Origin of the sequence: Halococcus sp. PRR34, assembly GCF_028617175.1 — an archaeon.
Lineage (GTDB): Archaea > Halobacteriota > Halobacteria > Halobacteriales > Halococcaceae > Halococcus > Halococcus salifodinae.
Genome location: NZ_JAQJDA010000003.1, coordinates 80,203 through 94,544 on the forward strand (window position 1 = coordinate 80,203; position 14,342 = coordinate 94,544).

General features: G+C 66.4%; 18 protein-coding genes. 8 read left to right on the plus strand and 10 right to left on the minus strand.

Features of this window, described 5'->3' with window-relative positions; all coding sequences use genetic code 11:
- Position 1: 1 nt before the first annotated feature.
- From PHA81_RS05335 to thpR, 9 genes are all read right to left on the minus strand, one after another.
- Entirely contained in the window at positions 2 to 1,396 is a 1,395-nt protein-coding gene (locus PHA81_RS05335; protein ID WP_005039813.1) for a signal recognition particle protein Srp54, read from the minus strand.
- A 259-nt stretch (positions 1,397 to 1,655) separates the two neighbouring features.
- Positions 1,656 to 2,147, minus strand: a complete 492-nt coding sequence (locus PHA81_RS05340) for a metal-dependent hydrolase (RefSeq protein ID WP_273835688.1) — start codon at positions 2,145 to 2,147, stop codon at positions 1,656 to 1,658.
- 21 nt (positions 2,148 to 2,168) lie between these two features.
- Positions 2,169 to 3,524 carry a signal recognition particle-docking protein FtsY gene (gene ftsY / locus PHA81_RS05345; RefSeq protein WP_005039809.1) on the minus strand — a complete coding sequence of 452 codons (1,356 nt, stop codon included), beginning with the start codon at positions 3,522 to 3,524 and terminating at the stop codon, positions 2,169 to 2,171.
- Positions 3,525 to 3,533: 9 nt separating this feature from the next.
- Positions 3,534 to 4,010 carry a prefoldin subunit alpha gene (pfdA, locus tag PHA81_RS05350; protein ID WP_005039807.1) on the minus strand — a complete coding sequence of 159 codons (477 nt, stop codon included), beginning with the start codon at positions 4,008 to 4,010 and terminating at the stop codon, positions 3,534 to 3,536.
- Between the two features lie 109 nt (positions 4,011 to 4,119).
- Positions 4,120 to 4,785, minus strand: coding sequence for a translation initiation factor IF-6 (locus PHA81_RS05355; protein WP_005039805.1), 666 nt, complete (start codon positions 4,783 to 4,785; stop codon positions 4,120 to 4,122).
- A 1-nt stretch (position 4,786) separates the two neighbouring features.
- A complete protein-coding gene (locus PHA81_RS05360) occupies positions 4,787 to 5,065 on the minus strand; it encodes a 50S ribosomal protein L31e (protein WP_005039803.1) in 279 nt (92 codons plus the stop codon).
- Complete coding sequence (locus PHA81_RS05365; RefSeq protein WP_005039801.1) at positions 5,062 to 5,214, minus strand: 50S ribosomal protein L39e; 153 nt, start codon at positions 5,212 to 5,214, stop codon at positions 5,062 to 5,064. Before PHA81_RS05365 ends, PHA81_RS05360 begins: the two co-directional genes overlap by 4 nt.
- Before the next feature lie 69 nt (positions 5,215 to 5,283).
- Entirely contained in the window at positions 5,284 to 6,081 is a 798-nt protein-coding gene (locus PHA81_RS05370; RefSeq protein WP_005039799.1) for a ZIP family metal transporter, read from the minus strand.
- 80 nt (positions 6,082 to 6,161) lie between these two features.
- Complete coding sequence (gene thpR, locus PHA81_RS05375) at positions 6,162 to 6,713, minus strand: RNA 2',3'-cyclic phosphodiesterase (RefSeq protein WP_005039797.1); 552 nt, start codon at positions 6,711 to 6,713, stop codon at positions 6,162 to 6,164.
- 53 nt (positions 6,714 to 6,766) lie between these two features.
- Here thpR and PHA81_RS05380 point away from each other — a divergent pair, with 53 nt between their 5' ends.
- Together PHA81_RS05380 and PHA81_RS05385 are read left to right on the plus strand one after the other, a co-directional pair.
- Positions 6,767 to 7,612, plus strand: a complete 846-nt coding sequence (locus PHA81_RS05380) for a tetratricopeptide repeat protein (protein WP_005039795.1) — start codon at positions 6,767 to 6,769, stop codon at positions 7,610 to 7,612.
- On the plus strand, positions 7,593 to 7,886 hold the full coding sequence (locus tag PHA81_RS05385; RefSeq protein WP_005039794.1) for a DUF424 domain-containing protein: 294 nt from the start codon (positions 7,593 to 7,595) through the stop codon (positions 7,884 to 7,886). Before PHA81_RS05380 ends, PHA81_RS05385 begins: the two co-directional genes overlap by 20 nt.
- 7 nt (positions 7,887 to 7,893) lie before the next feature.
- Here PHA81_RS05385 and PHA81_RS05390 read toward each other — a convergent pair whose 3' ends face one another.
- Complete coding sequence (locus tag PHA81_RS05390; RefSeq protein WP_005039792.1) at positions 7,894 to 8,178, minus strand: GYD domain-containing protein; 285 nt, start codon at positions 8,176 to 8,178, stop codon at positions 7,894 to 7,896.
- Between the two features lie 152 nt (positions 8,179 to 8,330).
- On the opposite strand from PHA81_RS05390, the gene PHA81_RS05395 reads away from it, so the two are divergent.
- The 6 genes from PHA81_RS05395 (at position 8,331) to PHA81_RS05420 (ending at position 14,117) form a co-directional block, all read left to right on the plus strand.
- Entirely contained in the window at positions 8,331 to 8,477 is a 147-nt protein-coding gene (locus PHA81_RS05395; protein WP_005039790.1) for a hypothetical protein, read from the plus strand.
- 61 nt (positions 8,478 to 8,538) lie between these two features.
- Positions 8,539 to 9,786, plus strand: a complete 1,248-nt coding sequence (locus PHA81_RS05400) for a SufS family cysteine desulfurase (RefSeq protein ID WP_005039788.1) — start codon at positions 8,539 to 8,541, stop codon at positions 9,784 to 9,786.
- A 255-nt stretch (positions 9,787 to 10,041) separates the two neighbouring features.
- The gene (locus PHA81_RS05405; RefSeq protein WP_005039786.1) at positions 10,042 to 10,512 is read left to right on the plus strand and encodes a helix-turn-helix domain-containing protein; all 471 of its coding nucleotides are present in this window, start codon (positions 10,042 to 10,044) and stop codon (positions 10,510 to 10,512) included.
- Entirely contained in the window at positions 10,512 to 10,787 is a 276-nt protein-coding gene (locus PHA81_RS05410; protein ID WP_005039784.1) for a hypothetical protein, read from the plus strand. The genes PHA81_RS05405 and PHA81_RS05410 overlap by 1 nt, the downstream gene beginning before the upstream one ends.
- 196 nt (positions 10,788 to 10,983) lie before the next feature.
- Positions 10,984 to 13,602, plus strand: coding sequence for an MMPL family transporter (locus PHA81_RS05415; protein ID WP_005039782.1), 2,619 nt, complete (start codon positions 10,984 to 10,986; stop codon positions 13,600 to 13,602).
- 95 nt (positions 13,603 to 13,697) lie between these two features.
- On the plus strand, positions 13,698 to 14,117 hold the full coding sequence (locus PHA81_RS05420; protein WP_005039780.1) for an iron-sulfur cluster assembly scaffold protein: 420 nt from the start codon (positions 13,698 to 13,700) through the stop codon (positions 14,115 to 14,117).
- Positions 14,118 to 14,342 lie beyond the last annotated feature (225 nt).

Here is a 14,342-nt window from a genome sequence, read left to right on the forward strand (position 1 = left end):
CTCAGCCGAACGGCCCGCCACCGCCGCCCATGCCACCCATGCCGCCGCCGCCCTCGCCCTCCATCCGCTTCATCATCCGCTGCATGTCGGCGTCACCCATTCCCTGGAACTGCTTCAGGGTCTGCTCCATCATCCGGTGTTGTTCGAGGAGTTCCTGCACGCGTTCCTCGGGCTGGCCGCTGCCGCGCGCGATCCGACGGGTCTGGCTCGCGCCCACGGAACGAGGATTTTCCAGCTCGTTCTCGGTCATCGAGTCCATCACGATGTCGAAGCTCCGCATCCGGTCCTGGGTGACGTCCATCGCGTCGTCGGGGAGCTGATCCTTGAGCCCGCCGCCCAATCCAGGGATCATGTCGAGAACCTGATCGAGGGGCCCCATCTTGTTCATCGCGTCCATCTGGTGGCGCATGTCCTTCAGGGTGAACTGCCCATCCAGGATGTCCTCGGGGTCCCAGTCCTCCTCGTCGGTGTCGGTGTCGGCCATCGCGCGCTCGACCCGCTCGGCGAGCTGCTTGAGGTCGCCCATCCCCAGCAGTCGGGAGATGAACCCGTCGGGTTCGAAGCGCTCGACGTCTTGGACCGTCTCGCCCGTCCCGAGAAACGCGATCGAGGAGTCGGTCTCGTTGACCGCGGTCAGCGCGCCCCCACCCTTCGCGGTCCCGTCGAGCTTGGTGATGGCGACGCCGTCGATCCCGATGGCCTCCTCGAAGCGCTGTGCTTGGTCCTTCGCTCCCTGGCCCAACGCCGCGTCCATCACGAGCAGGCTCCGATCCGGCTCCACGACCGCGTCGATCTCCTGGATCTCGTCGATCAGCCCCTCCTCCAAAGCGTGGCGGCCCGCGGTGTCGACGATGTGGATGTCGGCCTCTTCGGTCGCCGCGAGGCCCTCGCGGGCGATTTCGACGGGGTCGTCGGCGTCGGGATCGCCGTAGAAGGTGACCTCCGCGCGCTCGGCCATCTCCTTCGCCTGGTCGTACGCGCCTGGCCGGAAGGTGTCGGTCTGGATCACCGCGGGACGCAGCCCCTTCTTCGAGAACCACCACGCCATCTTCGCCGCGGTCGTGGTCTTCCCCGAGCCCTGGAGCCCGGCGAGCAGAATCGTCTGCGATTCGAGGGGGAGGTCCGTGCTCTCGCCGACGAGCTCGACCATCTCCTCGTAGACGATCCGGAGGACGAAATCCCGGGCCGTCGTGCCGCCGGGGGGCTCCTCTTCGAGCGCGCGCTGCTCGATGCTGTCCGAGAGCTCCATCACGAGGTCGATCTCGACGTCGGCCTGGATCAGCGAGCGCTGGATCTCCCGGACGACCTCCTCTACGTCCTCTTCGTCGAGGCGGGTCTTTCCCTGGAGTCGGTCGAGAGTCCCCCGGAGGGAACTCCCGAGATCGTCGAGTACCATTTGTCGGTGCTACGTCGTGTGGCTGGTAAAGGCTTGTCCGTCGGACGAGGCGATCGAAACCCGATCTGATTCAATAACGTCGTCGAAACGAATGGACGTGACTGCAAACCGCCTGCTTGCACGGGACAAATGAATACCGCAGACCACACCCTCCCCAACCGATTCGCTCGTTCGCTGCGCTCACTCGCTCATCCCTCGCGCGAGTCGCGCCTCCGGCACTCCCACGCGCCATCCGCAGCCGTTCTCAAAACGTATCCACTCAGCCGATCAATCCTGTGAACCACAGCACCACGGCTGTCGCGCCCGCGCCAAGCACGAACAGGAACCCGTTCGCGAGCGTGCTCGACGCACGGGCGAAGCCGAGCGAGAACCGATGGGACGAAAGCGGCCAGAACGGCGCGATCCTCATCGGCGTCAGCCAGTCGGCGACCAGATGCGCGACGACGACCAGCGCACCGAGCCCGAACCCAAACGAGCCGAGCAGCTGTGGCTCGAACCGAGTTAGTTCAGTCCCGAGAACCCACCCGATCGCCCCGCACGCGAGCCCGACGATCACCGCGAACCCGAGGGTGTGGGTCGGGCCACGATGGGAGACGAACGGAAGGCGCATGTCGACGTCCGGCAGCATGGCGAGCCAGATCATCACTCCGAACCCGACGATAGCGAGCACGAGCCGTCCGGCCGAAACCATTGCGTAGGCTGCCGGGGCGTAGAGAAGCAGCCCGACTCCGATGTGGCCCTGACGATACACTCCTGTTCCTCGCTTCCCGACTTATTCCTCGCCGCCGAGCAGCCGGTCGACGAGCACGTCGGGGTCGAACCGCTCGATGTCGTCGTAGCCCTGGCCAGTCCCCAAAAAGAGGATCGGCTTGCCGGTGACGTGGGCGATCGAGATCGCCGCGCCACCCTGGGAGTCGGCGTCGGCCTTCGCGAGGATCGCGCCGTCGATCGCCGCGGCGTCGTCGAACTCCTCGGCGCGATTGGTGGCGTCCTGGCCCGCGACCGCCTCGTCGACGAAGAGGGTCATGTCGGGATCGACCACCCGATCGATCTTCGCTAACTGGGCCATCAGGTCGTTCGAGGTGTGGAGTCGACCCGCGGTATCCCCCAACACCACGTCGATGTCGTTCGCCTCGGCGTACTCGACCGCGTCGTAGAGCACGGCGGCCGGATCGGAGCCCTGGTCGTGGGCGATCAGCTTCTTTCCCAACCGGTCTGCGTGCTCGCCCAACTGCTCGTTCGCGCCCGCACGATAGGTGTCGCCGTTCGCGAGCACGGTCGAAAGCCCGCGCTCCTCGAAGTAGCGCGCGAGCTTCGCGATGGTCGTCGTCTTCCCGACGCCGTTGATTCCCGTGAAAACGATCGTCACGGGCTTGTCGGCGTCGGCGATCCGTCCGTCGAAATCGAACTGCCCGACGCTGATGACCTCCCGAAGCGCCTCGGCGAGCGCCTCCTCGACCACCGTGCCGGTGGTCTTGACCTGGGCGCGCGTCGCGCCGGTGAGCTCCTCGCGGAGCCGGTCGAGGATCGCTTCGGCGACGCTCATCTCGACGTCGCTTTCGAGCAGCGCCATCTCGAGATCGAACAGCGGGGCGTCGAGTTCGCCCGCCTCGATCAGCGACTGGCCCGTGGCGAACAGCTTCGCGCGCGTCCCGAGACCGAGATCGCTTCCCTCCCCATCGTCGCTCCCCGCCTCGTTCTCGTCTTCTCCCTCTTCTCGATCGCCACTCGTCCTCGACGTCGACCACCCTCGACGTGCCGCGTCGGCAGCACTCTCGGTGGTCTCTGCTGCTGGCTCTTCCGGCTCGTCCGCCGTTGCTGATGCGGGTTCGCCGTCCGGCCCTTCCGTTTCGGGCGTCGTGGTCGTCTCGGACGTCGCGGCCGCGTCGGTCGCCGACGCCGCTTCCGCTGTCGCTTCGCCGTCCGAGCCGGAGTCGATCTCAGTTCCGCCCCCAGTTTCGGTCTCGTCCTCGGTTCCAGTACCGGCGGTCTCGGCCTCGCTGGCCTCGATCTCACCGTCGCCTTCGGGCTCCGGTTCGGGTTCGTCGACCTCGCCGGCCGCCTCGTCGAGTTCCTCCTCGGCGTCGCGCTGGAAGGAGGAGAGCTTGTCCTTGAGTCCGTCGAACATCGTTCGGCCTTACTCGTCGTCGTCCGCGTCCTCGCCCATGCCACCCATCTGGCCCTGGAGCTGCTGCATCTGCTGTTGTTGCATCTGCTGGGCCTGCTGTTCGAGCTCGTCGCGCTCGCCCTCGACTTCGGTGATCTCCTCGCGGACCTCCTCGATGCGATCGTCGAGCGCGTCGCGTTTGGTTTCGAGGGTGTCGATCGCGCCCTCCTTGTCGCGTTCGGCGGCGTACCCGCCACCGAGGCTCACCACTGCCTCGTCGATGTCCTGAATTTCGGCGCGGACGTACGCGTCGCCGCCGAGCGGGACCTGGACCGTCGACCCGCTTTCGAGCGCGTCGAGCGCCTCGGTCGCCTCGTCGATCTCGCGCTGTTCCTCCTGGAACTCGTCGATCTCGTTTTCGAGCGCCTGCTCGTGGCGTTCGAGGTTCTCGATCTCCTCAGAAAGCTGTTCGAGCTGGCCGCCACCGCCGCCACCACCGAGGCTCATCGGCTGCCTCCCTGCACCGCAACCGCTTTCGATCGATACGTTTCGGGTGTTACGAACTCGTCCATACCCCGGTTGGGCGGGCGCGCCGGAAGTATGTTGTCTTACCTACTCACTCGATGTAGCCGAGCGCGTCCTCGATCCGCCCGAGCTCTGGGCCGGTCGTCTCCTCGCCCGCGACGTACCCATGCGAGTTAGCGAGCAGTCCCGAGCCCACGACCGGCGCACCGTAGTTGATGGTGCCGATGTCCGCCGGAACGCCGAGCAGTTCCTCGACGTGATCCAGCTCTTCGTCGGTGCTTTTCGGATGGCAGAGCACGCCCCGATTGGTGGCGACCGCCGCCGTCCCGACAGTTCGAACGCCAGCGAGCACGCCCCGATCGGCCGGGACGTCGAGATGCTCCTCGACGACAGCGACCGCTTCGTCGGGGAGATCGGGATGGAGATACGCACCATCGTCGTTCGCGAGCACGACGTTGCCGGCGGCGTTGATCCGGCCGGGCAGCTCCGCCACCGATACGTCGACGGCCTCGTCGATCCGGTCGCGCTCGACGTCGGTGAGTCGGCTGCTCGTCACCAGTCCGTTGGAGTTGCCCGCGACGAGCGCACCCACGGTGCCGGAGCCGGCGATCGTCGTTCGCACTGCGGAGACGCCGAGCTCGTCGGTCAGCGCCGCGAGACGATCCTCGTCGACGTCGGGCCGAACGAGCAAGCAGTCGTCTGTGGCTCGGGCGAAGACGCCGACGTACGCCGAACCGGTGAAGGCCGCGCGGAGCACGTTACTCCGCGTATTCGGCTTCGACCACGCGCTCGCCTTCCTCCTCGAACCGGGCGGCTCGCACGCGGAGCTTGCTCGGGGGGTTGCCCCGGCCGCGCGCCCAGACCGCCTCGTTGATCGAGGGATCGAGCCGCACCGCGTCGGGATCGGCCTTGAAGTGCTGTGCGAGGTGGTCACGGATGAGCGTCATCGCGCGGTCCGCACCCTTGTGGTTCGCGCCCGCTTTCACGTCCCGGAGCGGTACCGTCACGACCCGCTCCTCGAACTCTTCGGCGCTCATTCGTCCGTGTCACTCCGCCGCCAGTTGCGCTGCTTCGGGTTGCGCATCGTGTCGCGGTCGGTCTTCATGATGACCCACGCCGGCACCCGGGAGTTCTGGCGTTCGAGCTTCCCCAGCCGCTTCTTCTTGGCTTTCGAGTTCTTACCCATGATGGACGCATTCGGCCGGCGCGGCTTAAATCGTTGTCCTTCTTCGGCTCGCTCGGGCCGCGACCCCACTCAGACCAGCGCCAGCGGGACCATCACGACCACGCCGACGCCGAGTCCAGCGAGGAGTTCTCGCCGGCCGCCGCCAGGCAGCCCCGCACCGACCTCGCGCGCCTCGGGGATGAACTCCGAGACGACGAGGTAGATCATCGCGCCCGCCGCGAAGCCGAACCCGAACGGGACGAACGCGCGCGCGACCCGGACGAACGCGAACGCGACGACTGCACCCACGGGTTGAGGGAGGCTCGAAAACACCGACCACCAGACGAGGCGTCGTCGCGGCACCCCCATCTCCTGGAGCGGGATCGAAACCGCGACGCCCTCTGGAACGTTGTGGATCGAGATCGCGACAGTCATGAAGACAGCGAGCACCGGCACCGTGAACCCAACCAGTTCGATCCCGTTCCCGAAGTTGAGATCGGCAAAGGAGACCCCGACCGCAACGCCTTCGGGAAAACTGTGGACGGTGAGAACGCCGAGGATCAGGAGGAGCTTGCGGTAGTCGGCCTCGGCGTACTGTTTCGGCTCGACCTCCCACCCCTCGATGACGTGGTGGCTGACGATCACGAGCGCGACGCCGGCGAAGAGACCGGGGACGATCTCCATCACTGTGCCCTCGGCGAGCCCCTCGAACACCAGGCCGAACACCGACGCCGACACCATGATCCCCGAGGCCAGCCCCCAGAGCACGACGCTCGTCCGGTCGCTCACGTCGTCGACGAGGAAAAAGGGCAGCGCACCCAGGCCAGTCGCGAGCGCGGTGAGCAACCCCGCAACGAACACCAGCGCGAGATTCGCCAGCGCGCCCATACCGTCGAGTGACGATCCAACGACTTAGGACTTATCAATATACGTATATTTTCGGCCTGCCTAAATCGGTGTGTCGCGGCTCAGAGCTCGAACCGCTCGACGGTGGTGTACTCCGGTCCGTCGTCGTTGAGCACGCTCTCGGTCAGCCGGACTTCCCTAACATCGAGCGTGCCGACAGTGGGATCGGTCTCGCGTAACGCACGCTGGACCCGCTCTTTCCCACCGGCGTGATCCATTCGGGCGATCGTGGCGTGTGGCGTGAACTCGTGATCGGCGGGATCGAACCCCATCTCGACGGTTCGATCCTCGATCGCTTCGTGGAGCCTGGCCAGCTCGTCGCCACCCTCATGGACGCCGACCCAGAGCACGCGGATGTACTCCTCGCTCGGGAACGCGCCGAGCCCGCCGAACGCGGCCACGAACGGCCCGACGCCCGATTCGTCGATCGCTGCGGCCAGTTCCGTCGTGAGGGCTGGAACCCGCTCTTCCTCGACTTCGCCGAGGAACTTCAGCGTCACGTGGACGTTCTCGGGATCGGTGAGCCGGACCCCGCTCGCGTCGGCGACCGCTTCCTGGACGGCCGCGATCTCCGCGGCGAGCCCGTCGAGATCGACGCTCACGAACAGTCGCATACCGAGCGTACGCGGTCGTAGCCCTTAATCGCGGTCGTCGTTTATGGATACCCATGACCGACGACGAGTCCGAACGAACTCCCGACGCCGAACCGAGCCGTGATTCGGCCGACGACCACGATCCCCGCCCCGCATCCGACGAGCCTGTCCCCGATCCCGCAGACGACACCGCGGACGACCACCAGTTCTCCGCGGGCCAGGGGTTCGGAGAGCCCGAAGGGTTCGATCTCGACCCGCCCGAGCTCTCGGTCGACCCGGGCGAGGTCGATCCCGTCGACTCGCGCGCAGTGGCCGACTTGCTCGACGAACGCCAGCTCGGCACCGACGACGTGGACGCCGAGGAACTCGTCGACGTGGGGCTGAACTACCTTCGGATCAACCGGTACGAGCAGGCGACTGAAACCCTCGAACGCGCGGCGCGATTCGCCGACGACGAGTCGATCGAACAGGAGGCGTGGGTCAACAAGGGCGCGGCCCACGCCGAACTCGAAGAGTACGACGAGGCGATCGGCGCGCACCAGGAAGCACTCCGGATCGACGACCGGAGCGAACACGCCGCGAGCGCCGAAACCAACCTCGCCTCCGCGCTCTGGGAGGCCGGCCGGTCCGAGCAGGCCCTCGAACACGCCGAGCGCGCCGTCGAGATCGATGCACGCTTCCCCCAGGCGTGGTTCAATCGCGGCTTCTTCCTGCTCGAACGCGGGCTCGCGAGCGAGGCGCTCGACGCGTTCGACAACGCCATCCGACTGGGATTCCGGAACGCCGAGGTCATCGAGGAGAAAGCGCGCGCGCTGGAGGAAACCGGCGAGGACGAGAAAGCCGAGGAGCTCGCCGCGGAGGCGCGCGAACTCCGTGAGGAGGCCGAGGAGGAGCTCGTCCGTGATCGTCAACGAGCGTGAGACGCCGGAAGGACGGCTGGTTTCGGTCTGTGACCCCGAAGTCCTCGGCGAGACCTTCGAAAACGGCGATCTCGACTTCGAGGTGAGCGAGGAGTTCTACGACGGCGAGCCAGCCGACGAGGAAGACGTGGTGGCGAGTCTCGCGGGCGCGCGGGTGGCGAACATCGTCGGGTGCGACGCCGTAGCGCTCGCGGTCGAGCATGGGTTCGTCGACGAGGAAAGCGTGCTCGATCTCGGGGATACCCGCCACGCACAACTGCTGCGCTTGGAGTGAACGCGGCCTACTCGCCGACGAGCCCGCCGAAATCCTCGATCGGGACGCCTTCCATCGAATCCATATCGAGGCCGTGGCGCTCGGCGGCCAGCGAGACCTCGAACACCGACTCGCGGTCGGGGGCCTCGAACACCACGAGGAAATCGTACCGCCCGAGCAGCGCGTAGGTCTCCTGGAGTTCGGCGTCGACCTCCTCCAGCTCGATGTTGATGTCGCCCCAGAGCGAGGCGAGTTCTTGGAGGTCCTGAAACTCACCGTCGACGACTTCGACGAGCGCAACCCAGGTCTGCATGGCCACCGTTCCGCCCGCGGCGAGTAAAACCGTTCCGGCCGAGCATATCACCAGGCGGCTTGTCGGGTGGTTTCGGTCGTCCGTGCCGCACAAAAGCCGGGGCTTGCAGATGCCGACGGGGAGCTTTACCCGTTCGCGTCCGGTGTTGCCCCATGAGCTACTCCACGACCATCGGTTGGTCGCTGTTCACCTCCGGTATCGTCACGCTACTGTTGGTCTGGGTGCCCGGCGATTCGCTGTACTGGGGGCTTGCGCTGCTCGTGCTCGGACTGCTGGTGATGTCGCGCCGCGTCGCCTGAGCCGGCCACGAACACGTGCTGACCGAAGGAATGTTCCCCCTCCGGACCGTACGCAGCGTCAATGAGCAGTCAGACCGCCGAACCGCTGGATGTCGGCCGGATCCGGGACGAGTTCCCGATCCTCGAACGCGAGGTCGGCGACGGCCAGCACCTCGCGTACCTCGACAACGCCGCCACGAGCCAGACGCCCGATCGCGTGGTCGACGCGATGAGCGACTACTACCGGGGGACCAACGCGAACGTCCACCGGGGGATCCACCATCTGAGCCAGGAGGCCTCGATCGCGTACGAAGAGGCCCACGACCGCCTCGCCGAGTTCGTCGGGGCCTCGGGCGGTCGCGAGGAGATGATCTTCACGAAGAACACCACTGAAGGCCTGAACCTCGTAGCGTACGCGTGGGGCCTGAACGAGCTCGGAGAGGGCGACGAAGTCGTCCTCTCCGAGATGGAACACCACTCCTCGCTCGTGACGTGGCAGCAGATCGCCAAACGCACCGGCGCGGACGTGCAGTATATCGAAATCGACGACGAGGGCCGGCTCGACATGGACCACGCCCGCGAAGTCATCGGTCCCGACACCGAGATGGTCTCGGTCACCCACGTCTCGAACACCCTCGGCACCATCAACCCGATCGGCGACCTCGCCGATCTCGCCCACGAGCACGATAGCTACATTTTCGCCGACGGTGCCCAGGCAGTCCCACACCAGTCCGTCGATGTCGAGGCGCTCGACGTCGACTTCTACGCCTTCTCCGGCCACAAGATGTGTGGACCGACGGGGATCGGCGGGCTCTACGGCAAGAAAGCGATCCTCGAAGCGATGGAGCCGTTCATGTACGGCGGCGGGATGGTCCGGAAGGTCGAGTTCGAGGGGACGACGTGGGCCGACCTGCCGTGGAAGTACGAGGCCGGCACGCCGCTGATCGCAGAGGGGATCGCGCTCGCCGAGGCCGCCGATTATCTGGACGAGATCGGTCTCGATCGGATCGATCGCCACGAGCGCGATCTCGCCGATTACGCGGTGGAGCGGTTGAACGAGTTCGACGACATCGAGATCTACGGCCCGCCGGCGGGCGAGCGAGCGGGCCTCGTCTCCTTCAATCTCGATGGCGTCCACGCCCACGACCTCGCGAGCATCATGAACGACCACGGCGTCGCGATCCGGCCCGGCGATCACTGCACCCAGCCGCTCCACGACGTGCTCGGCACGGCGGCCTCCGCCCGGGCCTCGTTCTATCTCTACAACACGGAAGACGAGGTCGACACTCTCATCGAGGCCATCGACGACGCCAGACAGCTGTTCGCGTAGGCTGTCATGGATCATTCAGACGATTGCCGTCCGCGCTCGGGTCGGACGGGCGTCGAACGCGATCCCGGCACCGACGCATCTGCCGCTGGGATCGACGATCGTGAACGACCAGCGATCACAGATGGTTGCAGTCGACCTGTTCCGAGAAGTTGGGAACGACCGGGACGCCTATACCGGCCCGGAGGAAATCATCAGCACCAGAGGACATGACTCTCGCTGCTCGCCGAACGGCCGACGCAGTCGACGCTGTCTGACATGACCGATCGACACGTCGGCTCGAATCGCTTGCCGCTCATCCCCTCGCACGCCGATCCGACCGATCCCGCCGAGTCGACCGACACAGCCACCGAAACGGCTCACTGGTCGACGGACGGGCCGGACGGTCCCGATCTCGAAACGGTGCTGCGATCGCTCGACGACAGCAACTGCCGGGCGATCCTCAGAGTGCTGGATAGCCCGAAATCCGCGAGCGAGCTCCGTGAGGCGTGTGATCTCTCTAGTTCGACGGTGTACCGAAAGCTCGAACTGCTCCGCGACGCCGCGCTCGTCCGGGAGTACACGGACGTTCGATCCGACGGGCCGAACGTCACGCGCTACGAGCGCGATTTCACCGACGTCTCGATCGGTATCACCGACGACGAGTTCACGGTGTCGATCGACCGGCCGGAGCGGGACGCGGAGGACCGCCTGGCGTCGTTCTGGTCGGCGATGAAAGAGGAGTCGTGATGGAACCGCTCGTCGCTCTGGTCGTCGTCGTCAAACTCGCCGCGCTCGTCCTCGGTGGCGTCGTCTCCGTGTTGGCGTACAGAGCCTATAGGCGGACACGGATCGCGGGGCTCCAGTACTTCTCGGTGGGACTGCTCGTCATCACCCTCGGCACGGTTCTGGTCGGTGTCTTCCATCACTTCCTCGGCGTCCCGACTACGATGGGAATGCTCCTCGAAAGCGTGATCGTCTGTGCCGGGTTCGGCGTCATGATCGTTGGACTGTACGACGGGTAGTCCTCGGGAGACTCCCGACACCCGCCGTCAGCGCCGTCGGGCCGTTCCGAACCGAACCGTGGTTGTCCCACGTTCTGGGAACTTCCCATTGGTCTTTATCGGCTTCTCCCGGAGAGCGTTGTATGAACGGTCCTCCGCCGTCCGTTAGTCGCTTCGCCTCCAGTGTCGCCACAGCGTTCGACGGTGTCGGGGACCGATGAAGTCGGGACTGTCGTCTCGATACGCGGACGTGCTCGCCTCCCGGAGCAAGCTGGTGATCGCGCTCTTGCTCGTCCTCACCGCCGTCGTCGGTGCGGGGGCGATCGTCGGCACGACCGGCCAGGGATCGATCGGCCAGGCCGCGATCGACTCACCGGAGCAGGCCGCACTCGATCGAATCGACGCGACGTACGATACGGACGAGGCGGTGGTCGCACAGATCGTCGTCAGGGACGAGGGTGGCGACGTCCTCACTCGCGAATCGCTGCTCGAAAGTCTCCGTCTCCAGCAGAACCTCCGCACGAACGCGTCGATCAACGCAACGCTCCAGAACGGAACCGGAGTGATCGGGATCGAGAACGCCGTCGCGACCGCCGCGTACGCCCAGGACGCCAGCGAGCGCGCCAACGCGTCCAGTGCCAACGCGGGTTCTGGCGCGAGCAACGCCACCAACGCGTCGGCGGCGGGAGCGACCGGCCAGCCACCGGCTCCGACGCTCGACCAGCAGATCGCGGCGCTCGAATCTCGCTCGGACGAACAGGTCGAAGCGCTGCTCAGTCGGCTTCTCGACCCCGAGGCGACCACTCCGGGTGGCGATCCCACCCAGTTCCTGCCCACGGACTACGAGCCGGGAACGACCCAAGCCGACGCGCGGAGCACGCTCGTCTTCCAGCAGAATCCGGAAGCGTCGGGAACGACCGAGGCGGCGGTCTACGACGCGCAGGTGGCGATCGAGTCACGGGCCGAGGCGCGCTTTTCGGACGCGTTCGTCTTCGGGCCGGGGATCATCGACGCGGAGACCTCACAGGCCATCGGCGACACGTTCACGATCATCACGCCCGTCGCGCTCGTGCTCTTACTAACCGTTCTCACGATCGCCTACCGCGACGTCGTCGACGTCCTCGTGAGCCTCTTCGGTGTCGCCGTCGTGCTGGTCTGGTACGTCGGCATCCAGGGCTGGCTCGGCATCGCGATGAACTCCATCCTGATCGCCGTCCCCTTCCTGCTCATCGGGCTGAGCATCGACTACTCGCTCCACGTCATCATGCGCTACCGCGAGGCGCGAGAGGGAGTGCTCGACACCGACGACGGTGGTGCGGAGCGGCGAGATCCCACGACCGCGATGCGCCTCGGGATCGGTGGCGTCGTGCTCGCGCTGGCCACCGCGGCGTTCTCGACGGCCGTCGGCTTCCTCTCGAACTACGTCAGCCCGCTGGGCTCGATCCAGGACTTCGCCATCCTGAGCGGGTTCGGCATCGTCGCCATCTTCGTCGTCTTCGCGGCGCTCGTGCCAGCGGTCAAAGTCGAACTCGAACGGTTCTTCGATCGGCGCGGCCGCGACCGCGAGAAGAGTGCCTTCGGCGTCGGCACCGGATTCACGAACCGGGCTCTCGCCGGGAGCGCCGCGCTCGCACGGCGGGCCCCGGCCGTCGTCATCGCCGTCGCGCTGGTGCTCGCCGCCGGCGGCGCGTACGGCGCGACGACCATCGACACGGAGTTCAACCAGGCAGACTTCCTGCCCCAGGACGCCCCGGCGTGGATGGACTCGTTGCCGGGCCCGTTCGCGCCCGGCGACTACGACGTGAGCCAGAACCTCAACTATTTGAGTGAGAACTTCCAGCAGCGCGGCCAGGGATCGGCGGGACAGGTACTGATACGAGGCGATGTGACAGCGCCGGCGCTCCTCACCGCGACCGAAAACGTGACGCGGACGACCGACGGCGGCACGATCGTCGTCGATCCCGACGGACGGGCTGCAATCGAGAGCCCGGCCTCCGTGCTCCGAACCGTCGCCGCCGAGAACGAGACGGTCGCCGGCGCGATCGAGGCACGCGACACGAACGGCGACGGACTCCCGGACGAGGACGTTTCGGCGGTCTACGATCGGCTGTTCGATGCCGCTCCCGACCGGGCGTCGTCGGTGCTCTACCGTGCCGAAAACGGTTCGTATGCGTCTGCTCGCCTCACCGTCGGCGTTCAGGGCAACGCCTCGTCCCAGTCGGTTGCCGGCGACGTTCGCGGCGTCGCCTCGTCGATCGAGGCGAACGCGCCGGTGCGGGCCATCGCGACGGGCGGGCCGGTCATCACCGGGGTCGTCCAGACCGCGCTATTACAAACGCTCGTCGAGGGGTTCGCCATCACGCTCGGCGTCATTCTCACGCTTCTCGTCGGGCTGTACTGGTGGCGGTATCGTGCGCCGGGGCTGGGCGTCGTGACGCTTGCCCCTGTCGTCGTCGCGCTCGCGTGGCTGCTCGGCACGATGGCGGCGCTCGGTCTGCCCTTCAACAGTGAAACCGCCGTCGTCACGAGTCTCGCGATCGGGCTCGGAGTGGATTACAGCATCCATCTCGGCGAGCGATTCGTCGACGAACGGAGCCGTCACGACTCGCTCGGGGATTCGCTGTCGGCGGCGCTTACGGGGACTGGCGGGGCGTTGTTCGGTAGTGCTGTGACGACCGGGGCCGGGTTCGGTGTGCTCGCGCTGGCGCTGTCGCCACCGCTCCAGCGCTTCGGCATCGTGACCGGGCTGAGTATCGTTTATGCGTTCGTGGCGTGCGTGACGGTGCTGCCCGCGCTGCTCGTGCTCCGGGAGCGTCTGGTCGCGCGCCTGGCGTAGATCGCGCGGTGCTGCCCGAGCGCGTCCTCGTCCAACGCGGCGATTCGAGCCCGCCCGGAATCCTTTTGGGTTGCACGCGCGTATCTCGATTCACTATGAGCATGGGTTCGGACATGTATCGCCAGCAGATCCTGGATCACTACAAGAACCCGCGCAACTACGGCGATCTCGACGATCCCACCTTCAGCCACGTCGGCGAGAACCCGATGTGTGGCGACGAGATCAAAGTCGACGTCAACCTCGCCGACGACGGTGAGACGATCGAGTACGCCGCCTTTTCGGGCGAGGGCTGTGCGATCAGCCAGGCGAGCGCGAGCATGCTGACCGACGAACTCCAGGGGATGACCCTCGACGAGCTCGACGAGCTCGATCGCGACGACGTCATCGACCTCCTTGGAGTGGACATCAGCCCGATGCGGGTGAAATGCGCCGTCTTGATCGAGATGGTGGCCCAGGACGGCGCAGCGATCTATCAGGGCGAGAAGACCTCGATCGAGAAGACGACGACCGAATAGCGGCTTTTGCTGCGGCTGCGGTGGCGGTACGGTTGCGGGCCTGGCGTCCTGACGAGCGGAGCGAACAGTCGAGGGCTTTGGCGATGCCGTGCGGTCGCGGAGCGGTGCGGTCGCGGAGCGGTGCGGTGCGGTCCTCGGTGGATCGAGGGCGAGGCCCGTAGGGCCGAGGGCTCGGGCGGTGCTGTGTGGTTTGTAGAAAGCGATTGTATCCGCGCGAGCGCAGCG